This window comes from Kribbella sp. HUAS MG21 (assembly GCF_040254265.1).
In the GTDB taxonomy this organism is placed as follows: domain Bacteria; phylum Actinomycetota; class Actinomycetes; order Propionibacteriales; family Kribbellaceae; genus Kribbella.
This window is the reverse complement of record NZ_CP158165.1, coordinates 6,548,640-6,569,079: the sequence shown is the minus strand read 5'-3', so window position 1 is coordinate 6,569,079 and position 20,440 is coordinate 6,548,640. Positions and strand designations below refer to the sequence as shown.

Below are 20,440 nucleotides of genomic sequence, written 5' to 3'. Positions count from 1 at the left end.
ACGCTCGGGGACAACTCAGCGGTGGACTACCCACCCTCGGTCGGTCAGTACGTCGACCAACTGGTCGACGGAGGTGGGCTTGACCGACAGCTCGACCTCACCGACCGGGCGGCCGGGGCTGTGGTCGATGCGGAGGTCCTCGACGTTGGCGCCGGAGGCGGCCGCGTCGGCGAACAGTTTGGCCAGCTGGCCGGGGCGGTCCGGGATCGTCACCAGGACGGTGACCAGGTCGATGTGCGGCGTACCGTGCTTGCCCGGCACCCGGACGGCGCCGGACACGCCCTGCCCGAGGATCGCGGTCAACTCGTCGGCCGCCTCTTCCTTGCCGAGGGCAACGAGCAGCCGGTCGAGGTCGCCGCGGATCTGCTCCAGCAGGCCGGTCAGCGCGGCCGAGTTCGCGGACACGATCTGGGTCCACAGCTTCGGGTCGCCGGCCGCGATCCGGGTGACGTCGCGGACGCCCTGGCCGGACAGTTCGAGATGCGACGACGGCGCGTCCGCGAGCGTCCCCGCGGCGAGCGCGGACATCAGGTGCGGGAGGTGCGAGACGCGGGCGACGCCGAGGTCGTGGTCCTCGACCGACAGCTCGACGGTCCGGGCGCCACACGCCTCCGCGAGCCGCCGCACCAGGTCGACGGCCTGCAAGTCGCTCGCGGCGTGCGGGGTGATTGCCCAGGTCGCGCCGTCGAACAGGTCGGCGCGGGCGGCCAGCGGGCCGTTCCGCTCGGAGCCGGCCATCGGGTGACTGCCGACGTACCGGCTGAGATCACCCGTCAGCCGGCCGGCGTCCGCCAGCGGCTTCGACTTCACGCTCGCCGCATCGGTGACGATCGCCCCGGAACGCTCGGTCTGCTCGAGCTGCTCGGCGACCACCGCGCCGACGTGGTCCGGCGGTACGGCGACCACGACCAGCTGCGGCTCGATCTGGACCAGCCGCGAGCCCGCGCCGATCCGCTCGGCCATCAGCGCGTTGTCCGGGTTGCCGTCGACGAGCTCCACGACGACACCCAGCCGCGCGAGCGCGAGACCGATCGACGTCCCGATCAGCCCGGTCCCGACGATCCGGACCGGACCACGCAACTCACTCACTGGGCGCCGGTCAGGTCCGGACGGAGCGCGACGGCGCCGTGCAGGTAGACGTGCTGGATCTTGTCGCGGGCGCGCGGCGTCTCGGTGTGCACCATCAGCCGGACCACCCGCGGCAGCGCGTGCGGCACCGGGATCTCCTGCATGCACATCAGCGGTACGTCGGTCAGCCCGATCTGCCGGCCCGCGACCGCGGGAAACTCCGAGCGCAGGTCCGACGTGACGGTGAACAGGATGCTGATCAGATCCTCGTTCTCCAGATCGTTCGCCTCCAGGACCGCCTTCACCAGCTCCGCGGACCGCTCGAGCAGGTGCTCGCGCTCGTCCACGTCCAGCTGGGTGGCACCCCGGATCGCCCGTACCGCCACGTCTCCTCCTTCGTCCTTGTCCCCCCAAGCCTAGGGCAGCGTAGTCAAAGAATGGACAGCCGTCTCAGCGGCGTCGACCGTCTGCTCCAGGAGCAGCGCGATCGTCATCGGCCCGACGCCGCCCGGAACCGGCGTGATCAGCCGCGCGACCGCGGCCGCCTCGGCGAAGTGCACGTCGCCGACGTTGCCCTCGTTGTACCCGGCATCGACCACGACGGCGCCCGGCTTCAGCCAGTCGCCGCGGACGAAGTCCGGCTTGCCGACGGCGGCGATCACGATGTCCGCGGCCCGGACCAGCTCGGGCAGGTCCCGGGTCCGGGAGTGCGTGTAGGTGACGGTGGCGTTCGATGCCAGCAGCAACATGCCGGCCGGCTTGCCGAGGATCGGGCTGCGGCCGATCACGACCGCGTGCGCGCCTTCGAGCGGTACGTCGTACGCCGCGAGCAGCCGCATGATGCCGCCGGGCGTTGCGGACCGGAAACCCGGGCCCCCGAAGGCCATCGCGGCGAACGAGCGCATCGTCACGCCGTCGACGTCCTTCGCCGGGTCGATCGCCTCGAAGGCGGCCCGCTCGTCGATCTGCGCCGGCACCGGGTGCTGCAGCAGGATCCCGTGCACCGCCGGGTCGGCGGACAGCTTGGTGATCTCCGCGACGAGCTCCGCGGTGGTCGTCTCGGCCGGGAGTACGACGCTGCGCGACGCGATCCCGGCCTTCTTCGACCGGTTCTGCTTCATCCGCACGTACGTGGCCGACGCCGGGTCGTCACCCACCAGCACGGTCGCCAGGCACGGCTGCACGCCGTACTGCTCCTGCAGGGCCTTGGCGCGCTCGGCCGCCTTCGCCACCATCTCGGCGGCGAGGTCGGTCCCGATCATCAATTCAGCGGTCATCTGCGGCACTCCTCTGCGTTCGAAGGTGCCCAGGCGCGCGGCGAAGCCCGATGGCAGACCGTTCCCCGGTGGTCGTCCACCTCAGCGCCAGTCGCGGTCTGCCCCCAGGATAGCGAGCGCTTACGCGCGCCGGAGAGCCAGGACCGGGATGGTGCGGATGCCGGCGGTACGGCGCTCGTAGTCGGCGAAGCCCGGGTAGCGGCGGGCCTGCTCGGCGTAGATCCGATCGCGCTCAGCGCCGGTCAGCTCGGTGACGAGCGCCAGGTACGTCTCGGTGCCGATCTCCACCGTGGCTTTGCCGGCGGCGACGAGGTTGCGGTACCACTCGGGATCGGCCGGGGCGCCGCCGTTGCTCGCGATCAGGTAGACGACACCGGGATCCGCGTCGTCCGCGAGGTACATCAGCGGGGCGACGTACTCCGTGCCGCTCCGGCGGCCGTAGTGGTGCAGCAGGACCATCGGAGCACCCTCGAACTGCCCTCCGACCTTGCCGTCGTTCGCCCGGAACTCGTCGATGATCTTCTGGTTCCAGTCGCTCATATCTTCCTCCGCAGTTGATTCAAAGAAGTCCTGCGAAGTCCAACGCGAGATAGGCGGCGTCGATTCCGGTCATCGCACCGGGAGTGCGCAGCTCGGCACGGAACGCGTCCACGGTCAGCTCGATCGGGACGCAGTCCTCGGCGTCGTCGAGTTGCTGCTTGCCGTCGGGGCGGCAGCCGCGCGCGATCGCGACGTACTTGCGGAACGTCGAGGAGGCGCCGGACCACTGCCAGCCGGCCACGTCGAGCGTCTCGCAGGTGTAGCCGGTCTCCTCCTCGAGTTCCCGCGCTCCGGCGACGGCCACGTCCTCGCCGGGCTCGACGAGGCCGCCGGGGAGGTTCGTGACGACGCTGTCGGGACCGGCGCGGAACATCCGGATCGTCACGATCCGGCCCTCCGGTGTCAACGGCAGCACGGTGATCCCAGCGCTGAGGCCTGCCTCGGGCCCGAGCACGTCCCAGTCCACCACGCGCCCGTCCGGCATCCGGTACCGCCGCAGCCGCACCGTCAGAAACCGCCGGAACCCAGGCTCCTCCCCCAGCAACTCCCACGGCGCCGGATCCGCCGCCCGAGACGGCTCAGCCGCCACCTTGCCGGTGGCGGCTGAGTTGTCTAGTTGGTCCGTCACAGCGGGCGGTCGTCGTCGGGATTCTCCGGCGGGGCGACCGGTACGTCGTCGTCCGGCGGGGCGACCGGTGCGTCGTCGGCGGACGTCGTCGACGCGTCCTGGGCCGGCGTACCCTCCGGAGCCGCCGCGTCCGCGACACCGTCGCCGGCACCCGCGCCCGACTCGGCGCCCGACTCGGCATCCGCGGGCCGGGAATCGGACAGGATGCGCTCCAGCGTCTCCTCGGAGATCCGCTTGAACTTGCGCACCTGGGTCCTGGTCCGGTCCAGCACCGCGACCTCGAGCTGGTCCGGGGTCAGCTGCCGGACCTCGGTGCCGTCGTGGCCGAGCGCGTCGACCGCGAGCCGGAGCGCGCCGGCCAGCGAGATGCCGTCGGAGTAGTGCTCGCCGACGTAGTCCGCGACCTGCTCGGCCGGGCCGCCCATCACGGCGTACCCGCGGACGTCCGCGATCGAGCCGTCGTAGGTGAGCCGGTAGATCTGGTCCTCGGCCGGGCTGGAGCCGATCTCGGCGACCAGGATCTCGACCTCGAGCGGCTTCTCGCCGCCGGAGGAGAAGATCGCGCCGAGGGTCTGCGCGTACGCGTTGGCCAGCGCCCGGCCGGTGACGTCGCGCCGGTCGTAGGAGTACCCGCGCATGTCGGCGAGCCGGACGCCGGCGATCCGCAGGTTCTCGAACTCGTTGTACCGGCCGACGGCGGCAAACGCCATCCGGTCGTAGATCTCGGCCACCTTGTGCAGCGCGGGCGAGCGGTTCTCCGCGACGAACAGGATGCCGTCGGCATACTGCAGCGCGATCGCGCTGCGGCCCTTGGCGATGCCTTTCCGGGCGAAGTCCGCCCGGTCCCGCATCAGCTGCTCGGGCGAGACGTAGAAGGGAACGCTCATCGAAGGTGTGGTCCTCGTCAGTCGATCGGGATCAAGGGTCAGGTCAGGGACGCCGAGGCCGGGCCGTCGGGACGCGAGTGCCGCTGCGCCCACGCCGCGTCGACCAGCGCCGCCACCTCGTCCTCCGGCAGCCGCCGGTAGCCGTCCGCGGTGACCACGCCGACCACCGGGAAGATCCGCCGCAGCATGTCCGGCCCGCCGGTCGCGGAGTCGTCGTCGGCCGCGTCGATCAGCGACTGGATCGTCACCGTGACGCAGTCGGTCTCGGACAGGTCCTGGCGGTAGAGCTTCTTCAGCGCGCCGCGGGCGAACAGCGAGCCCGAGCCGACACTGTGGAAGTGGGTCTCCTCGTACCGCCCGCCGGTCGGGTCGTAGGAGAAGATCCGGCCGCCCTCGATGTCCTCGTCGTACCCGGCGAACAGCGGCACCACGGTGAGGCCCTGCATCGCCATCGGCAGGTTGCCGCGGATCAGCGCGCTCAGCCGGTTGGCCTTGCCGTCCAGGCTGAGCGTGGCGCCCTCGAGCTTCTCGTAGTGCTCCAGCTCCACCTGGAACAACCGGACCATCTCGATCCCGAAACCGGCCGAGCCGGCGAAGGCGACCGCCGAGTACTCGTCGGCCGGGAACACCTTCTCGATGTCACGCTGGGCGATGATGTTGCCCATCGTGGCCCGCCGGTCGCCGGCCATCACGACGCCACCGGGGAAGGTGGCCGCGACGATCGTCGTACCGTGCGGGACGTCGTTGGACAGGTCACCCTGCCCCAGGGACCGTCGTCCGGGCAGCAGGTCGGGCGCGTGCCCGGCCAGGAAGTCCATGAACGACGAGCCGCCCGGGGTCAGGAAGGCTTCCGGCAGCCGGCCGGAGGCATCGAATGTCATCGAGCGGTTCACTCCCCACCCTTTTGCACGAACCCGCGGACGAACTCCTCCGCGTTCTCCTCGAGCACCTCGTCGATCTCGTCGAGGATCGAGTCGACGTCCTCGTCGAGCCGTTCCTTGCGCTCGGCCACGTCCTCCGATGTCTCGACCTGCTCGATCTCTTCCTCGGTCGAGGAACGCTTCGGCTGCTTGTGCTGCTGACCGCCGTCCTTCGCCATCTGACACCTCCTAGAACCGCTGGGAGGATCGCCCAAATCGACCCTCAAGAGCGACCCTACCCGGCGGCACCCCCAGTAATGGTGCGAACCAGGTCACTGGCGGTGTCGCATTGGTCGAGAAGTGCCCCGACATGGGCCTTCGTGCCGCGCAGCGGGTCGAGTGTCGGGATGCGCTGGAGCGACTCCTTGCCCGGCAGGTCGAAGATCACCGAGTCCCAGGAGGCGGCCGCGACCTGCGGCGCGTACTGCTGCATGCAGCGGCCGCGGAAGTACGCCCGGGTGTCGGTCGGCGGGTGCGCGACCGCCATCCGGATCTCCTCGTCGGTGACGAGCCGCTGCATCCGGCCGGATTTCACCAACTTGTAATAGAGCCCCTTGTCCGGGCGCAGGTCGGCGTACTGCAGGTCGACCAGGTGCAGCTTCGGGTCGTCCCACTCCAGGCCGTCGCGGTCGCGGTAGGACTGCAGCAGCTTGTACTTCGCGACCCAGTCGAGCTGGTCGGCGAGCTTCATCGGGTCGGTGGCGAGCTGGTCGAGCACCTGCTCCCAGCGGTGCAGCACGTCCTTGGTCTGCCGGTCGGCGTCGTCGCCGTACTTGTCCTCGACGTACTTGCGGGCCTGCTCCAGGTACTCCGCCTGCAGCTGGATGGCGGTGATCTTGCGGCCGTCCTTGAGGGTCAGCAGGTGCGTGCAGGTCGGGTCGTGGCTGACCTCGTGCAGCGCGGTCACCGGGCGGTCGACGCCGAGGTCGTCGGTCAGCCAGCCGTCCTCGATCATCGCCAGCACCAGCGAGGTGGTACCGACCTTGAGGTACGTCGAGATCTCGGACAGGTTGGCGTCGCCGATGATCACGTGCAGCCGGCGGTAGCGGTCCGGGTTCGCGTGCGGCTCGTCGCGGGTGTTGATGATCGGCCGTTTCAGCGTCGTCTCGAGGCCGACCTCGACCTCGAAGTAGTCGGCGCGCTGGCTGAGCTGGAAGCCGTGCGTGGCGCCGTCCTGGCCGATCCCCACGCGGCCCGCGCCGGTCACCACCTGACGGCTCACGAAGAACGGCGTCAGGTGCCGCACGATCGACGCGAACGGCGTGGAGCGGCGCATCAGGTAGTTCTCGTGCGAGCCGTACGACGCGCCCTTGTTGTCGACGTTGTTCTTGTAGAGGTTCAGCTGCGGGGCACCGGGGATCAGCCGGGCCTGCCGCGCGCCCTCCATGATCACCAGCTCGCCGGCCTTGTCCCAGACCACCGCGTCCCGCGGGTTGGTCGTCTCGGGCGCGGAGTACTCCGGGTGCGCGTGGTCGACGTACAGCCGGGCGCCGTTGGTGAGGATCACGTTCGCCAGGCCGGTCTCCTCGTCGGTGAGCTGGCTCGAGTCCGCCACCTCCCGGCTCAGGTCGAAGCCGCGCGCGTCCCGCAGCGGGTGCTCCTCGTCGAAGTCCCACCGGGTCTTGCGCGCGAGCGGCTGCGTCTGGGCGTAGCCGTTCACCACCTGGCTCGAGGTCAGCATCGGGTTCGCCCCGGGCTGGCCCGGCACCGAGATCCCGAACTCGGTCTCGGTACCCATGATCCGCCGAACACTCATGGAGTTGAGCCTACGCGGTGCCGGCGACGAAATGGGTTGCCGTGTCCACAGGGTTACCTGTGAGACTGCGGCTGTGGACGAATTGGTGGCGATCCTCGACGACGACAACCAGGTCACCGGCGCAGCGCCGCGGTCCGTCATGCGTCGCGACAACCTGCGGCACTCGGCGACCGGCGTCGTCGTCCGGAATCCGGCCGGCGAGATCTACGTGCACCGCCGGACGCCGACCAAGGACCTGTACCCGAGCCGGTACGACTTCGCGGCCGGCGGCGTCGTGGCGGCCGGCGAGGACCCGTTCCACGCCGTCGTCCGGGAGCTGGAGGAGGAGCTCGGGATCTCCGGCGTGGAGCTGACCCGGCTGCCGGAGGGCGACTACGCGGACGACCAGACCCGCTACCACGCTTACCTGTACACCTGCGTGTGGGACGGCCCGGTGAAGCACCAGCCGGAGGAGGTCGAGTGGGGCGCGTGGATCTCGCCCGCCGAGCTCGCCGCCAAGCTCGACGGCGGCGAATGGTCGTTCATGCCTGACACCGCCGCGCTGCTCGGCCCGTACGTCCGGAGCCTGGTATGACGATCCTCGAGGGCTGGGACAGCCACGCCTGGATCGAGGGCCAGTGGATCCATCGCGCTCCACGACGCCCGGAGGTGCGGCCGCGGCTCCTCGCGGAGACCACGCTGCTCCCCTGGCTCGCGCCGCAGCTGCCGCTGCCGGTGCCAGTGCCCGAGCTGACCGCGGACGGCGTACGGCATCTGCTGCTTCCCGGTGAGCCCTTCACGGACGGCGATGAGCGCGTCGGGCGCGAGCTGGGAGCCTTCCTGAAGGCCCTGCACGCCGTTGACGTGCAGGAAGCCGTGCTGCGCGGCGCGCTGGACGCAGAGACCGCCACAGCGGAGAAGGCGGCGGTTCTGCGGGAGTTCCGGGAGCAGGTCGTGCCGTTGCTGCCGGCGGAGGTCCGGACCAGTGCGCACGAGCTGCTCGACCGCGTCGCAAATGTCCGGACCGCGTTGGTGCACTGCGACTTCGGGCCGGACCACATCCTGATGACCGACGGCCGGATCACGGGCATCATCGACTGGACCGACGCCGTCATCGGCGACCCCGCCCTCGACCTGTGCTGGCCCCTCAACGGTGCGCCGGAGGCGGTGGCCGCAGGTCTACTCGAGCTCTACCAACCAGCGCCTGAGCTGGTCGAACGCTCGCGGGACTGGGCCCGCCTCTCCCCCTGGTACGGCGTCCACCGCGGCCTCCTCCTCGACCTGCCCGACGACGTCGAGAACGGGCTCCCGACGATCGTCGCCTCGCTCTGAGAACTTCCGTCAGGGGCGACGCGGGGTGTTCCGGGCCGCGGTCCGGGCGAAGTTGATGCCCACCAGCCCGGCCCAGCAGACGATCGTGCCGATCAGCCCGAGCATGTCGGCGGCGATAGCGGTGATCGGGATGGCGGCGATCACCGAGACGATCGCCAGCGCCAGGCCGCCGGGATCGGTCTCGCGGCGTTTCAGGCCGACCGCCTCCAGCACCTGGTCCCGTTGCCGGTACTCGAGGTCCTGACCCCGGCGCTGTGCCTCGCGCGCGTCCAGCTTCTCGAGGAAGCTCTCGATGATCGCGTCCTCGTACTCCGGCCCCAGTTCCTGCCGTGCGGCCGCTGCCGCCCGCAGGTCCTTGCGTACCTCGTCCGTCCCCATGCCAGCACGGTACGTGCGGGGGTGCCGCCGGGGTATCAGGGGAAACCCCAGCGGCACCCCGGGCTCAGCTGTGCTGGACCTTCAGGTCGTAGATCTGCACCTCGCCGTAGTTCGACGCGCTGCATGGTGACGACTTCTCGCAGTTGGCCTGCGTGTAGGCGCCGGCCTTGAAGTACGCGCCCGACAGCGACTTCGACAGCGTCGTCTGCAGTACGCCGTTGTAGTACGCGCGCACCTTGCCGCCGGACACCACGAACTTCGCCTCGAACGGCGTACCGAGCACATAGTTGCCGGTCACCAGCTTGTGGTGCGGGTTGTCGCCGTCGGTGACGTACAGCTTGGAGCCCTCCAGCCGGAACACCGTCACGTCGTCGTCGCCACCGTGGATCTGCGCGCCGACCACGTGCGGCTTGCCGGCCGGCAGCTTCATGAAGGCCTCCTTCACGACCAGCGTGTGGGTGCCCGACGTGGACGACCAGGCGGCGTTCTTGGTGCCGTTGGCGGTCATCTCCCGCAGCTCCGACCGCGGGTAGCTCGATCCGCTCGTCGTCACGCCGTTGACCGGGGCCCGGAACTGCACGCCGTTGCCGACGACCTTGAACAACGGGTCGTTGGTGTACGTCGCCAGCGCCGGCTGCTTGATCTCCGTCGGCTTCTCGTCGCCGCCGGTCGGCAGCGTCACCTTCCAGTTGGTCAGGTCCAGCACCTTCGCCGGCACGTCACCACCGGGCGGATTCGTCGGCGGCTTCGTGGGCGGGTTCGTCGGCGGATTGGTGGGCGCCGAGCCCCACACCTGGACCTCGGTCAGGCTGTTCCACACGCCGCGGTCGTCGTCATCGTCCTCCGGGAGGTACCCGTGGCCGACGTACCGGATCTTCGTCGTGGTGACGTCGGCGATGTCGAACGTCTGCAGCCCGGTCGTGGAGCCGCTGCTGGTGCCGTCGTACACCGTCTTCCAGCCGCTACCACTCGACACCCGCAGCTCGAAGTCGTTGCGCCGCTCGTCGCCGTTGTAGACCGCCAGCTTGACCGCGGACACCGTGGTCGCCGCGCCCAGGTCCAGCTCCAGCCACGCCCCGTCGCCCTTGCCCGACCACCGCGTCTCCAAACTGTCGTCCACCACGTTGCCGGGCTGGTTGTCGTCGCTCGTGCTCGCCCGGACGGCGCCGGCCGCCGGGGTGATCTCCCCGCTCACCGCCGAGGTGCTCGGCGCGGCGCCCGCCGTGCTCGGCGCGGCGCCGGCCAGGACTGCGCCGACGGCCAAAGCCGCCGCGAGCACCGCCGCCGTCGCGATCGTGATTCCGGCTCTCTTCATCTCCCACTCCTCACCCAGGACAAGATCGAGCCTCATCCTGGCCGCGGAGCTCGCCGGTGCCCGGCGGGTTGCACGTTCCTGCCATCCGAACCTGCCACGCGAAACCGCCCCCGGACGCGCGGTCCGGGGGCGGTTCGTCGTGCGGCGGGTTGCCGGTGACTTACAGGTACTGACCCGTGTTGGTCGCGGTGTCGATCGACCGGCCGGGCTCGGTGCCCTGCTTGCCGGAGATGAGCGTCCGGATGTAGACGATCCGCTCGCCCTTCTTGCCGGAGATCCGGGCCCAGTCGTCCGGGTTGGTGGTGTTCGGCAGGTCCTCGTTCTCCTTGAACTCGTCCACGCAGGCCTGCAGCAGGTGCTGCACCCGCAGGCCCTTCTGGTTCTCGTCCAGGAACGCCTTGATCGCCATCTTCTTCGCCCGGTCGACGATGTTCTGGATCATCGCGCCCGAGTTGAAGTCCTTGAAGTACAGGACCTCCTTGTCGCCGTTGGCGTAGGTGACCTCGAGGAACCGGTTCTCGTCGGCCTCGGTGTACATCCGCTCGACCGTGCGCTGGATCATCCCGTCCACGCACGCCTGCCGGTCGCCGCCGAACTCGTTCAGGTCGTCGGTGTGCAGCGGCAGCCCGGTGGTCAGGTACTTCGAGAAGATGTCCCGGGCCGCCTCCGCGTCCGGGCGCTCGATCTTGATCTTCACGTCCAGCCGGCCGGGCCGCAGAATCGCCGGGTCGATCATGTCCTCGCGGTTCGAGGCGCCGATGACGATGACGTTCTCCAGGCCCTCGACACCGTCGATCTCGCTCAGCAGCTGCGGGACGATGGTGTTCTCCACGTCCGAGGACACCCCGGAGCCGCGGGTCCGGAACAGCGAGTCCATCTCGTCGAAGAACACGATCACCGGCATCCCCTCGGACGCCTTCTCGCGGGCCCGCTGGAAGACCAGGCGGATGTGCCGCTCGGTCTCGCCGACGTACTTGTTCAGCAGCTCCGGGCCCTTGATGTTCAGGAAGAACGACTTCTGCCCGGCGGCGCCGGTCTTCTCGGCGACCTTCTTGGCCAGCGAGTTCGCGACGGCCTTCGCGATCAGCGTCTTGCCGCAGCCCGGCGGGCCGTACAGCAGGACGCCCTTCGGCGGCTTGAGCTCGTGCTCGAGGAACAGTTCCTTGTGCAGGTACGGCAGCTCGACCGCGTCGCGGATCTGGTCGATCTGGCCGCCCAGACCGCCGATGTGGGTGTAGTCGATGTCCGGGACCTCTTCGAGGATCAGCTCCTCGACCTCGGACTTCGGGATCTTCTCGTACACGTATCCGGAGCGCGGCTCGAGCAGCAGCGAGTCGCCGGCCCGCAGCGGGACGTCGAGCAGCGGCGACGCGAGCCGCACCACCCGTTCCTCGTCCGCCTGCGCGATGACCAGCGCCCGCTCGCCGTCCGCGAGCAGCTCCTTGAGCATCACCACGTCGCCGACGACCTCGAACTCGCAGGCATCGACCACGTTGAGTGCTTCGTTCAGCATGAGTTCCTGGCCGAGCCGGAGCTCGTCCAGGTCCACCGACGGGCTCGCCGCGACCCGGAGCTTGCGGCCACCGGTGAACACGTCCAGCGTGTCGTCTTCGTTCCGTCCGAGGAAGGTGCCGAAACCGGACGGCGGTTGCGCCAGCCGGTCGACCTCCTCCTTCAGGGCGATGATCTTCTCTCGCGCCTCGCGCAGCGTGTCCGCCAGCCGCTCGTTCTGAGCGGTGACACTCGCCAAGGAGGCCTGGGTTTCGGACAGTCTGCTCTCGAGCGACCGGCTGTCCGCCGGGTGCTCCAGCAGCCGACGTCGCAACGCCGCGACCTCGGCCTCCAGGTACCGGACCTGGTTACGCAGTTCTGCCGCGGTAGGACTCTCGTCTCCAGCCACGATCATCACCTCACCATGTGGGGCTCGACCCTATGGACCTTACCCAGAAAACCTCCCCGGGCAAGCTGAATCCCATCACGTGTCGGTTGCGGATGGAGTCGGTTGCCTACGGCATGTCGCCGGAAGTTTCCGGCAACCGTTCCGGCGACTGGTCCGCCGCGGGCTCCGCGCGGCGCGGCCCGGCGTAGTCCTCGCCGTACGCGCCCGGCGCCGGACGGCGCTTCTTCCGCGGCGCCTGGACGCCGTGCGCCATCCGCCGGGCGGTGACCAGGAACGCCGTGTGACCCTGCATCCGGTGCCCCGGCCGTACGGCGAGACCTTCGACGTGCCAGTCCCGCACGAGCGACTCCCAGGCGCGCGGCTCGGTGAACTCCCCGTGTGCCCTCAGCGTCTCCACAACGCGGCTCAGCTGCGTCGTGGTGGCCACGTAGGCGCAGAACACCCCGCCGGGGGAAAGTGCCTCAGCGACCACGTCGACGCACTCCCAGGGCGCGAGCATGTCCAGGACGACGCGGTCGACGTCGCGCTCGGCCAGCTTCTCGACCAGGTCGCCGACCTCGAGCCGCCAGGCCGGGTGCTCGCCGCCGAAGAAGCCGGTGACGTTCTTGCGCGCGACCTCGGCGAAGTCCTCGCGGCGCTCGAACGAGATCACCTGCCCGTGGATCCCGACCGCGCGCAGCAGCGCGGTGGTCAGCGCGCCGGAGCCGGCGCCCGCCTCGACCACCTTGGCGCCCGGGAAGATGTCGGCCATCGTGACGATCTGGGCGGTGTCCTTCGGGTAGATCACCGCCGCGCCGCGCGGCATCGAGACCGAGTAGTCGGCCATCAGCGGCCGCAGCGCGAGGTACTCGACGTTGCCCTTGGAGCGGATCACCACCGCGTCCGGGCCGTCGATCAGGTCGTCGTGCGCGATCCCGCCCTTGGTGGTGTGGAAGATCTTCCCGCGTTCCAGTTTGACCGAATGCCGGCGGCCCTTGGAGTCCTGCAGGGTGATCCACTCGCCCTCCTGCAGCGGTCCGTGGTGGACGCCGGAGAACGCCTGGTCGGGAAAGTCGCGCAAGTCAGCCATAAGGCGCTCACCTTAACTTTCGGTCACCGGAAGCCTGTAATCAGCGGCCCCGGAACGCGCGTTCCACGTCCGACGTCGCGAGTACGCCGTACACGCCGCCGTCGGAGTCGAGCACCAGGTACTCCGAGGAGGGGTGCTCACGCAGTGTGGCGAGGATCTCCTCTCCGGTGTCGTTGACGCCGATGATGTGGCCCGCGCCGATCCGCTTCGAGACCTCGCTGACCGTGGTCCACGGGCGCTGGTTCTCGGCGACCGCGGCGACCGCGGACTCCGACACGAGCGCGTGCGGCTTGCCGTCGCCGTCGATCACCACGACCGCGCCGGCCTGGGCCTCGCCGGCCATCCGGACGGCCTCGGAGATCGGCGTCCCGGAATGTACGGCGATCGCGCGCCGGGCCAGCGTCCGGACCTGGAGCGCGGGCAGCTTGCGCCGCAGCCGGGCCTGCATCAGCGACGCCGTCGACCCGGACCAGAGGAAGAACCCGATCAGCAGCGCGATCACGAAGTCGATCATCGAGGGCTGCCGGCCCCAGATCTCCTCGATCAGCACCGGGGCCGCGAGCACCAGCATGGCCAGGATCCGGCCGGCCCAGGCCGCCGCGATCGTCCCGGTGTGCATGTTGCCGGTGAGCTTCCAGACGATCGCGCGCAGCACCCAGCCGCCGTCGAGCGGCAGGCCCGGGAGCAGGTTCGTGACGCCGACGATCAGGTTCGCGATCCCGAGCTCCCAGAGGGCGACGTACCCGACGCCCTCGTCGAAGGCGCGCGACGCGAGGTACGCGAGGCCGCCGACGACCAGCGAGGCGATCGGGCCGACGACCGAGACCGCGAACTCCTCCAGCGGCGACTTCCGCTCGCCCTCGATGTGCGTACCGGCCGCGAAGAAGCCGAGGTTGATCTCGGAGACCGGGATCCCGAACCGCATCGCCATCAGCGCGTGCGCCAGCTCGTGCAGCAGGATCGACACGGTGAACGCGATCACGAACGCGAACGCGGCGACGTACCGCCAGCCGCCGAGCTCGGGGAACTGCTGCCCGATGATCGCCGCGAAGCCGATCGCCAGCAGCATCGCCACCGGCAGCCAGGTGAACCGCATGGTGAGCCGGATCCCGCGGACACGGCCGAGCACCCAGGTTCCGGGAGGCGTCTGGCCGGCCGGCTGGGCGGGGTTCTGGGGGTCGCGCGAGTCTGGCATCAAGCCAAACCTACTGGGCCGTCGGTAACCGGGTGCTACACACCCACCGTCAGCGTGGCGACGTACCCGCTGCCGGTGTCCCCGGTGACGGTCGCGAGCTGCTGGACGCCGTCGTCGTCGCCGAACACGTTGTCGTCCTCGAGGGACGTCCGGCTGAGGTTCTCGGCGCTGCCGTCGTACCCGTCGGTGGCGTAGACGGTGCTGCAGACGTCCTTCGGAAGGGCGAGCTGCGAGGTGCGGGTGATCTGGCCGGCCTTGGTCGACTCGGCGAGACTGGAGTAGACCTCGAAGTGGATGTGCGGCCAGCGGCCGGAGTACGCGGCGGGGAAGATCGTCGTGAACGTGACCTTGCCGGAGCCGTCCGCGGCCTGGACGCCGCGCAGGTAGTTCTCGTTCGTGACACCGTCGGAGTACAGCGAGTACCGGCCCTCGGCGTCGCAGTGCCACAGGTAGACGGCGGCGCCCTCGATCGGCTTGTCCTCGCCGGCGTCGAGGATCGTGAGCTGGACCGTCAGCGGTACGCCGGCGGCGACGCCCGACGCGGAGCCGAACGACTTGGTGATGTCGCTGCGGACGATGCCGGACTGGGTGAGCACGTTCGGGCCGTTGGAGCCGTCGCCCGGGTACGGCCCGCCGGTCTCCTGCGGGATCTCGTCGACGTCGGTGGTGCCGGAGGACGACGTCGCGGTCGCCGACGGGGTGGCGCTGGTCGACGTACTGGACGGAGTCGTCGTGGACGCGGTGTCGTCGGTCGTGCAGCCCGCGACGGCGGCCAGGCCGGCGGCGGTGAACAGGCCGAGGAAGCGGCGGCGGTGCAGGGTGGCGAGGTCGTACTCCAGGCCGCGGTCGTGGTTCGGCGGCGGGTTCTGTGGTGGCTTCATGCTTCGAGCATGACGCGCCGAACCGGACGCCGGCCGTGAGTTCGCTGGGAGTTCGCTGGGAGGGGTTTTCCACAAGCGCGGGCGGGGTGCGCGCAAAGTGTCGGCGGTTGTGCCTAGGGTTTGGTGCATGAGCGAGCGGAGCGAGGGAATCATTCAATACAGCGCGCCTCGTGTCTCATCCGCGCCCGGAGCGAAGCGAGGACGTGGATGAGCATCGCAGCAGCAGCCGTCGATCCGCACGTGCACCCGGCAGGGGCCTTGTCGCCCTCCCGCGCCGCGGACTTCATGAGCTGCCCGCTCAAGTACCGGTTCCGCGTCGTGGACCGGCTGCCGGAGAAGCCGTCGGCGGCCGCCGTCCGCGGGACCGTCGTCCACGCCGTGCTGGAGCGGTTGTTCGACCTGCCGCGCGGCCAGCGGACGCTGGAGCAGGCGGCGCAGATGCTCGAACCGCAGTGGCAGCGGGTGCTGGAGGAGGAGCCGGAGGTCGCCGAGCTGTTCGCGGAGGACGCGAGCGGCGAGGAACTGGCGAAGTGGCTCGCGGAGGCCCACGAGCTGCTCGGCAAGTACTTCACCCTCGAGGACCCGAACGCGCTGGAGCCCGCCGAGCGCGAGCTGTACGTCGAGACCGCGCTGGACTCCGGGCTGGTGCTGCGGGGGTACGTCGACCGCCTGGACGTCGCGCCGACCGGTGAGATCCGGGTCGTCGACTACAAGACCGGCCGCTCGCCGTCGGAGTTCTTCGAGGCGAAGGCGCTGTTCCAGATGAAGTTCTACGCGCTGGTGCTGTGGAAGCTGCGCGGCGTCGTACCGGCGATGCTGCAGCTGGTCTATCTCGGCAACGGCGAGATCGTGCGCTACGTCCCCGACGAGGCCGACCTGCGCGCTTGTGAACGCAAGGTCTCGGCACTGTGGATCGCGATCACCCGTGCCCTGGAGTCCGGCGACTGGCGTCCCAGCCCCGGCCCGCTCTGCGACTGGTGCGATCACAAGCCGCTCTGCCCGGCCTTCGGCGGCACGCCGCCGCCGCTCCCCACCCGCTCCGTCGAGGAGGTCGCCGCCGAATCCGCCGGCATCGACCTGATCACGGTCGACGGCTAGCAAGCACCTCCGCCCGGTGGAGGAACCTCGGGTGGATACGGTTCGTCGCATGAGCGTGGGCGATGTCGCAGTGCAGGCGGTAGAGGTCTGGAAGCGGTACGGCGGTGGGTCGACGCAGGTCGACGCACTGGCCGGGGTGAGCGCGGACTTCGGAAAAGGCCGGTTCACCGCGATCATGGGGCCGTCGGGCTCCGGGAAGTCCACGCTGCTGCACTGTCTCGCGGGCCTCGACCAGCCGACCGACGGCAAGGTGCTGCTCGGCGACGTCGACCTGACCACGCTGCCGGAGAAGCAGCTCACGCACCTGCGCCGCGACCGGATCGGGTTCGTGTTCCAGGCGTTCAACCTGGTCCCGACGCTGTCGGCGCTGGAGAACATCACGCTCCCCCTGGACCTCGCCGGCCGCAAGCCCGACCAGGACTGGCTCGCCACGGTCGTCGACACGATCGGCCTCGCCGACCGGCTCGGCCATCGCCCGTCCCAGCTGTCCGGCGGCCAGCAGCAGCGGGTCGCCTGTGCCCGCGCTCTGATCTCCCGCCCGGACGTGGTGTTCGCCGACGAGCCGACCGGCAACCTCGATTCCAGATCCTCCGGTGACGTCCTCGACTTCCTGCACCGGTCCGTGCGCGAGTTCGACCAGACCGTCGTGATGGTCACCCACGACCCGACCGCGGCGTCGTACGCCGACCGGGTGCTGTTCCTTGCCGACGGCAAGCTGCAGTCCGAGCTGCTGGACCCGACCGCCGAGTCCGTGCTCGACACGATGAAGCAGCTGGACGCCGGCGACGAGGTCCGGGACCCGGCAGCCGACGCCGGCGAGCTGGCAGGCTGATGTTCAAGCTCGGCCTCCGCTCGGTCCTCGCGCACCGGCTGCGCTTCGTCCTGTGCACGATCGCGGTCACGCTCGGCGTCGCGTTCGCCGCCGGCGCGATGGTCTTCACCGACACGCTGTCGACCGCACTCAAGAAGAACTTCGCCGTCAGTACGGCGGACATCACCGTCACCCCGTCCGCGCCGATCGAGACCGGCACCGACCGCCCCGCGACCTTCGGGTCCGCGGTCGTCGACCAGATCCGGGTCGTGCCCGGGGTCGCCGACGCGCGCCCGCAGCTGCTGATCAGCAACGTCGAGATCCTCGGCCCGGACGGAAAGGTCGTGGAGAACTACGGCCTGACCAGCTTCGGCGCCTCCTGGCCGCGGGACCCGGCGACCGCACCGTTCAAGCTGGTCGCGGGCGCCGCGCCCTCGGGCACCGAGCAGCTCGCGCTCGACGAGGCGACCGCCTCCCGCGCCGGCTACCGCCTCGGTGACCAGGTCCGGATCGTCACGCCGGTCCGGGCCGTGACCGCGACCCTCATCGCGACCACCACACCGGCCGCCGCCGGTGTCGCGGCCGGCGCGCCGCTGGTCAGCTTCGACGGCGCGACCGCCCAGCTCCTGCTCCTCGGCAAGCCGGGCTGGACGTCGATCAGCGTGTCGGTCAAGCCCGGCGAGAACCCCGAGACGGTCACCCAGGCGATCAGCAAGGCCGTCGGCGACTCGGTCAAGGTGCGGACCGCCGAGCAGGTCACGGCCGACGGCGAGAACGACCTCGACAACACGTTCGGCGGCTTCGGCACGGTCCTGATGCTGTTCGCCTTCCTCGCGCTGTTCGTCGGCACCTTCCTGATCGTCAACACGTTCGCGATGGTCGTCGCGCAACGCTCCCGCGAGCTCGCGATGCTGCGCGCGATCGGCGCGTCCCGCGGTCAGGTGACCCGCACGGTGCTCGCCGAGAGCTCCGTCATCGGCTTCCTCGGTTCCACCTTCGGCCTGCTGATCGGCATCGGCGTCGCGGTCGCGATCCGCTGGATCTACCAGCTCCTCGAGCTCCGCATCCCCACCGCGGCACTGCAGGTCTCACCGGGCACCGTGATCGCCTGCTACGTGCTCGGCATCGGCGTCACGGTGGCCGCCGCGGCCCCGGCGGCGCGCCGGGCCGGCAGGCTGTCGCCGGTCGCGGCGATGCGCGATGACGTGACCGTCCCGGAGCGTTCGCTGCTCGTGCGGTGCCTGATCGGCGGTTTCATGCTGCTGATGGCCGTGCTCCTCTACGCGCTCGGCCTGAACGCCGGCGGCCTCCCCGGCGTCGTGCTGATCACGCTCGGCGCCGGCATCGCCGTCCTCGCGATCGTGATGCTCAACCCGCTGCTCAGCCGGTACGTCGTCCGCGCGCTGATGTACCCGTTCGGCCGCAAGGCCCCGGTCACCCTCGGGCGGCGCAACGCCGAGCGGAACCCACGCCGTACGTCGGCCACCGCGTCCGCGCTGATGATCTCGGTCTCGCTGATCAGCGGCCTGCTGGTGATCGCGGCGTCCGCGAAGGCCTCGATCGACCACGGCATCACCGAAGCGCTCGGCACCTCCGACATCCTGGTCACCAGCGGCGGCACCCCGAACTTCAGCACGGAGGTCGGCGACCGTGCCGCGAAGGTCCCCGGCGTCGAGGCGGTGCACCGGGTCCGGCAGGAGTCCGGCCAGGTCGGGACGGCCAACGTGAAGGTCAGCGGCATCAGCGACGGGATCCTCGACGGCCCGATCAGCGCGACGTTCGACGCCGGATCCGCCGCCGCGCTCGGCAGCGGCCAGGCCCTGCTCCCCCGGAACCTCGCGAAGACCCTGCAGCTCACCGTCGGCAAGACGTTCGACCTGAAGACCGCGACCGGCACGCACCGGCTGACCGTCGGCGGCATCCTCGCCCCGAACCGGCAGCTGAACGCGGTCGTCGTCGCGCTGCCGGCGTACGACAAGCTGGGCGGCGCGGCCGGCGACAACCTGCTGTACGTCGATGTTGCCGAGGGCAACCAGGTGCCGCAGGTCCGGGCGGCGCTCGTCGAGCAGCTCACCAAGGACTACCCGAAGCTCGAGGTCCGCGACCAGCAGGCGTACGCCGCCGGCGCCCGGATGCCGGTGAACGGCGTGCTCGCCGGGGTCGGGTTCCTGCTCGCGATGGCGATCCTGATCGCGCTGCTCGGGATCGTGAACACGCTCGCGCTCGGCGTCGTGGAGCGGACCCGGGAGATCGGCCTGCTGCGGGCGATCGGGATGGACCGGCCGCAGGTCAGCCGGATGCTCCGGGTCGAGTCGATCGCGATCACGCTGCTCGGCTCGCTGCTCGGCTTGGCGATCGGGGTCGGGGTGGCGGCGTCGATCCAGTCCGCGATGGTGGACGACGGGCTGGCCGTCCGGGACATCCCGGTGCTGCAGCTGCTGATCGCGGCCGCGGTCGCTGTCGGGTTCGGCGTACTGGCGGCTGTCTGGCCGTCCCGGCGGGCGGCCCGGCTCGACGTGCTGCGCGCGATCGCCGCCGAATGAATCCGAATGAGTCCGGGCGGGGCGCGCGAGGTGGAGCCAGACCAGTGATTCACAGGTAGCCTGCCGGTGTGCCGGGGACCGTGCAGTCGATCGAGCGGGCCGCGGCGGTGCTGCGACTGCTCGCCGCCGCGCCGAACGGGCTGGGGGTCGCCGACCTCGCGAACGCGCTCGGGCTGGCGAAGACGACCGTGCACGGCATCCTCCGGACGCTGCACCAGGTCGGGTTCGTCGACCAGGACCGCAGCGGCGCGCACTACCACCTCAGCGACGCGTTCGGCCGGCTCGGCGAGAGCTACCTGGACCCGAACGAGCTGCGCAGCCGCGCGATCAACTGGGCAGACTCGCTCGCGTCCCGCAGCGGCGAGGTGGTGCGGGTCGGGCGGCTGGTCGAGGGCAAGGTGATGGTCGTGCACCACGTGTTCCGGCCGGACGACAGCGACCAGGATCTCGACGTCGGTACGACGTTGCCGCCGCATGCGACGGCTCTCGGGAAGGCGGTGCTGGCGTTCGACACCAGCGGCGCCGCGCGGCCGCGGACCCTGGAGGCCTTCACCACCCGGACGATCACCGATCCGGTGAAGCTCGGCGAGGAACTCGCCGCCGTCCGGGCGCGCGGCTGGGCGACCGAGTTCGAGGAGCACACCGTCGAGCTGGCGAGTATCGCGGCCCCGATCCGCGGCCTCGGCGGCCTGGTCGTCGGCGCCGTCGGCCTGGCAGGCCGGATCGAACGCATCTGCGACAGCCGCCTCCGGCACCGCACCGACCTGGTCACCATGGTCCGCGCCACCGCCGACGCCATCGCCCGCGACCTCCGGGCCGAACCATGACCCGCCCCACGCCCGAAGGGCTGCCCACGCAACTGG

21 protein-coding genes and 1 riboswitch are annotated in these 20,440 nt (G+C 70.3%); of the genes, 6 read left to right on the top strand and 15 right to left on the bottom strand.

Annotation, left to right across the window (positions count from 1 at the left end):
• Positions 1 to 15: 15 nt before the first annotated feature.
• The 9 genes from ABN611_RS31695 to dop all read right to left on the bottom strand — a co-directional run bounded on the left by ABN611_RS31695 (position 16) and on the right by dop (position 7,076).
• Positions 16 to 1,089, bottom strand: a complete 1,074-nt coding sequence (locus ABN611_RS31695; RefSeq protein ID WP_350275948.1) for a prephenate dehydrogenase — start codon at positions 1,087 to 1,089, stop codon at positions 16 to 18.
• Positions 1,086 to 1,454, bottom strand: a complete 369-nt coding sequence (aroH, locus tag ABN611_RS31690) for a chorismate mutase (protein ID WP_167211054.1) — start codon at positions 1,452 to 1,454, stop codon at positions 1,086 to 1,088. The genes ABN611_RS31695 and aroH overlap by 4 nt, the downstream gene beginning before the upstream one ends.
• Before the next feature lie 30 nt (positions 1,455 to 1,484).
• Positions 1,485 to 2,345, bottom strand: coding sequence for a bifunctional 5,10-methylenetetrahydrofolate dehydrogenase/5,10-methenyltetrahydrofolate cyclohydrolase (locus ABN611_RS31685; RefSeq protein ID WP_350275947.1), 861 nt, complete (start codon positions 2,343 to 2,345; stop codon positions 1,485 to 1,487).
• A gap of 20 nt (positions 2,346 to 2,365) precedes the next feature.
• Positions 2,366 to 2,450: riboswitch (ZMP/ZTP riboswitch) on the bottom strand.
• Positions 2,451 to 2,465: 15 nt separating this feature from the next.
• A complete protein-coding gene (locus ABN611_RS31680; protein ID WP_350275946.1) occupies positions 2,466 to 2,885 on the bottom strand; it encodes a nitroreductase family deazaflavin-dependent oxidoreductase in 420 nt (139 codons plus the stop codon).
• 19 nt (positions 2,886 to 2,904) lie between these two features.
• Positions 2,905 to 3,513, bottom strand: coding sequence for an NUDIX hydrolase (locus ABN611_RS31675; protein ID WP_350275945.1), 609 nt, complete (start codon positions 3,511 to 3,513; stop codon positions 2,905 to 2,907).
• Positions 3,510 to 4,400: a proteasome subunit alpha gene (prcA, locus tag ABN611_RS31670; protein ID WP_350275944.1), complete on the bottom strand. Its 891-nt coding sequence runs from the start codon at positions 4,398 to 4,400 to the stop codon at positions 3,510 to 3,512. The genes ABN611_RS31675 and prcA overlap by 4 nt, the downstream gene beginning before the upstream one ends.
• A 38-nt stretch (positions 4,401 to 4,438) precedes the next feature.
• Complete coding sequence (gene prcB / locus ABN611_RS31665) at positions 4,439 to 5,281, bottom strand: proteasome subunit beta (protein ID WP_350275943.1); 843 nt, start codon at positions 5,279 to 5,281, stop codon at positions 4,439 to 4,441.
• A gap of 8 nt (positions 5,282 to 5,289) precedes the next feature.
• On the bottom strand, positions 5,290 to 5,499 hold the full coding sequence (locus ABN611_RS31660) for a ubiquitin-like protein Pup (RefSeq protein ID WP_350275942.1): 210 nt from the start codon (positions 5,497 to 5,499) through the stop codon (positions 5,290 to 5,292).
• 56 nt (positions 5,500 to 5,555) lie between these two features.
• Positions 5,556 to 7,076 (bottom strand): depupylase/deamidase Dop, encoded by a 1,521-nt coding sequence (gene dop / locus ABN611_RS31655; RefSeq protein ID WP_350275941.1) that lies wholly within the window; start codon positions 7,074 to 7,076, stop codon positions 5,556 to 5,558.
• Between the two features lie 73 nt (positions 7,077 to 7,149).
• On the opposite strand from dop, the gene ABN611_RS31650 reads away from it, so the two are divergent.
• Positions 7,150 to 7,650, top strand: a complete 501-nt coding sequence (locus ABN611_RS31650) for an NUDIX domain-containing protein (protein ID WP_350275940.1) — start codon at positions 7,150 to 7,152, stop codon at positions 7,648 to 7,650.
• Positions 7,647 to 8,387 carry a phosphotransferase gene (locus ABN611_RS31645; RefSeq protein ID WP_350275939.1) on the top strand — a complete coding sequence of 247 codons (741 nt, stop codon included), beginning with the start codon at positions 7,647 to 7,649 and terminating at the stop codon, positions 8,385 to 8,387. Before ABN611_RS31650 ends, ABN611_RS31645 begins: the two co-directional genes overlap by 4 nt.
• A gap of 9 nt (positions 8,388 to 8,396) precedes the next feature.
• Here ABN611_RS31645 and ABN611_RS31640 read toward each other — a convergent pair whose 3' ends face one another.
• The 6 genes from ABN611_RS31640 to ABN611_RS31615 all read right to left on the bottom strand — a co-directional run bounded on the left by ABN611_RS31640 (position 8,397) and on the right by ABN611_RS31615 (position 15,125).
• Positions 8,397 to 8,765, bottom strand: coding sequence for a hypothetical protein (locus ABN611_RS31640; RefSeq protein ID WP_350275938.1), 369 nt, complete (start codon positions 8,763 to 8,765; stop codon positions 8,397 to 8,399).
• A gap of 64 nt (positions 8,766 to 8,829) precedes the next feature.
• Positions 8,830 to 10,080 carry a polysaccharide lyase family 7 protein gene (locus ABN611_RS31635; protein WP_350275937.1) on the bottom strand — a complete coding sequence of 417 codons (1,251 nt, stop codon included), beginning with the start codon at positions 10,078 to 10,080 and terminating at the stop codon, positions 8,830 to 8,832.
• A gap of 160 nt (positions 10,081 to 10,240) precedes the next feature.
• Positions 10,241 to 11,986 (bottom strand): proteasome ATPase, encoded by a 1,746-nt coding sequence (gene arc, locus ABN611_RS31630; protein WP_350275936.1) that lies wholly within the window; start codon positions 11,984 to 11,986, stop codon positions 10,241 to 10,243.
• Between the two features lie 100 nt (positions 11,987 to 12,086).
• On the bottom strand, positions 12,087 to 13,049 hold the full coding sequence (locus ABN611_RS31625) for a tRNA (adenine-N1)-methyltransferase (RefSeq protein WP_350275935.1): 963 nt from the start codon (positions 13,047 to 13,049) through the stop codon (positions 12,087 to 12,089).
• A 40-nt stretch (positions 13,050 to 13,089) separates the two neighbouring features.
• The gene (locus tag ABN611_RS31620) at positions 13,090 to 14,244 is read right to left on the bottom strand and encodes a site-2 protease family protein (protein ID WP_350275934.1); all 1,155 of its coding nucleotides are present in this window, start codon (positions 14,242 to 14,244) and stop codon (positions 13,090 to 13,092) included.
• A 35-nt stretch (positions 14,245 to 14,279) separates the two neighbouring features.
• Positions 14,280 to 15,125: an intradiol ring-cleavage dioxygenase gene (locus ABN611_RS31615; protein WP_350275933.1), complete on the bottom strand. Its 846-nt coding sequence runs from the start codon at positions 15,123 to 15,125 to the stop codon at positions 14,280 to 14,282.
• A 207-nt stretch (positions 15,126 to 15,332) separates the two neighbouring features.
• Between ABN611_RS31615 and ABN611_RS31610 the strand changes: the two genes are divergently transcribed.
• The 4 genes from ABN611_RS31610 to ABN611_RS31595 all read left to right on the top strand — a co-directional run bounded on the left by ABN611_RS31610 (position 15,333) and on the right by ABN611_RS31595 (position 20,404).
• Positions 15,333 to 16,223: a PD-(D/E)XK nuclease family protein gene (locus ABN611_RS31610; RefSeq protein ID WP_350275932.1), complete on the top strand. Its 891-nt coding sequence runs from the start codon at positions 15,333 to 15,335 to the stop codon at positions 16,221 to 16,223.
• Between the two features lie 49 nt (positions 16,224 to 16,272).
• Positions 16,273 to 17,055, top strand: a complete 783-nt coding sequence (locus ABN611_RS31605) for an ABC transporter ATP-binding protein (protein WP_350275931.1) — start codon at positions 16,273 to 16,275, stop codon at positions 17,053 to 17,055.
• The gene (locus ABN611_RS31600; protein ID WP_350275930.1) at positions 17,055 to 19,577 is read left to right on the top strand and encodes an FtsX-like permease family protein; all 2,523 of its coding nucleotides are present in this window, start codon (positions 17,055 to 17,057) and stop codon (positions 19,575 to 19,577) included. Before ABN611_RS31605 ends, ABN611_RS31600 begins: the two co-directional genes overlap by 1 nt.
• Positions 19,578 to 19,645: 68 nt before the next feature.
• Positions 19,646 to 20,404, top strand: a complete 759-nt coding sequence (locus ABN611_RS31595) for an IclR family transcriptional regulator (RefSeq protein WP_350275929.1) — start codon at positions 19,646 to 19,648, stop codon at positions 20,402 to 20,404.
• The last annotated feature ends 36 nt before the right edge of the window (positions 20,405 to 20,440 follow it).

What these genes read in the sequence shown, in the direction of transcription:
- ABN611_RS31685 (WP_350275947.1), bottom strand. Translation starts at nt 2,345, where the DNA reads ATGACCGCTGAATTGATGATCGGGACCGACCTCGCCGCCGAGATGGTG.
- ABN611_RS31680 (WP_350275946.1), bottom strand. Translation starts at nt 2,885, where the DNA reads ATGAGCGACTGGAACCAGAAGATCATCGACGAGTTCCGGGCGAACGAC.
- prcA (WP_350275944.1), bottom strand. Translation starts at nt 4,400, where the DNA reads ATGAGCGTTCCCTTCTACGTCTCGCCCGAGCAGCTGATGCGGGACCGG.
- prcB (WP_350275943.1), bottom strand. Translation starts at nt 5,281, where the DNA reads ATGACATTCGATGCCTCCGGCCGGCTGCCGGAAGCCTTCCTGACCCCG.
- ABN611_RS31660 (WP_350275942.1), bottom strand. Translation starts at nt 5,499, where the DNA reads ATGGCGAAGGACGGCGGTCAGCAGCACAAGCAGCCGAAGCGTTCCTCG.
- dop (WP_350275941.1), bottom strand. Translation starts at nt 7,076, where the DNA reads ATGAGTGTTCGGCGGATCATGGGTACCGAGACCGAGTTCGGGATCTCG.
- ABN611_RS31645 (WP_350275939.1), top strand. Translation starts at nt 7,647, where the DNA reads ATGACGATCCTCGAGGGCTGGGACAGCCACGCCTGGATCGAGGGCCAG.
- ABN611_RS31640 (WP_350275938.1), bottom strand. Translation starts at nt 8,765, where the DNA reads ATGGGGACGGACGAGGTACGCAAGGACCTGCGGGCGGCAGCGGCCGCA.
- ABN611_RS31635 (WP_350275937.1), bottom strand. Translation starts at nt 10,080, where the DNA reads ATGAAGAGAGCCGGAATCACGATCGCGACGGCGGCGGTGCTCGCGGCG.
- arc (WP_350275936.1), bottom strand. Translation starts at nt 11,986, where the DNA reads ATGATCGTGGCTGGAGACGAGAGTCCTACCGCGGCAGAACTGCGTAAC.
- ABN611_RS31625 (WP_350275935.1), bottom strand. Translation starts at nt 13,049, where the DNA reads ATGGCTGACTTGCGCGACTTTCCCGACCAGGCGTTCTCCGGCGTCCAC.
- ABN611_RS31620 (WP_350275934.1), bottom strand. Translation starts at nt 14,244, where the DNA reads ATGCCAGACTCGCGCGACCCCCAGAACCCCGCCCAGCCGGCCGGCCAG.
- ABN611_RS31615 (WP_350275933.1), bottom strand. Translation starts at nt 15,125, where the DNA reads ATGAAGCCACCACAGAACCCGCCGCCGAACCACGACCGCGGCCTGGAG.
- ABN611_RS31610 (WP_350275932.1), top strand. Translation starts at nt 15,333, where the DNA reads ATGAGCATCGCAGCAGCAGCCGTCGATCCGCACGTGCACCCGGCAGGG.
- ABN611_RS31605 (WP_350275931.1), top strand. Translation starts at nt 16,273, where the DNA reads ATGAGCGTGGGCGATGTCGCAGTGCAGGCGGTAGAGGTCTGGAAGCGG.
- ABN611_RS31600 (WP_350275930.1), top strand. Translation starts at nt 17,055, where the DNA reads ATGTTCAAGCTCGGCCTCCGCTCGGTCCTCGCGCACCGGCTGCGCTTC.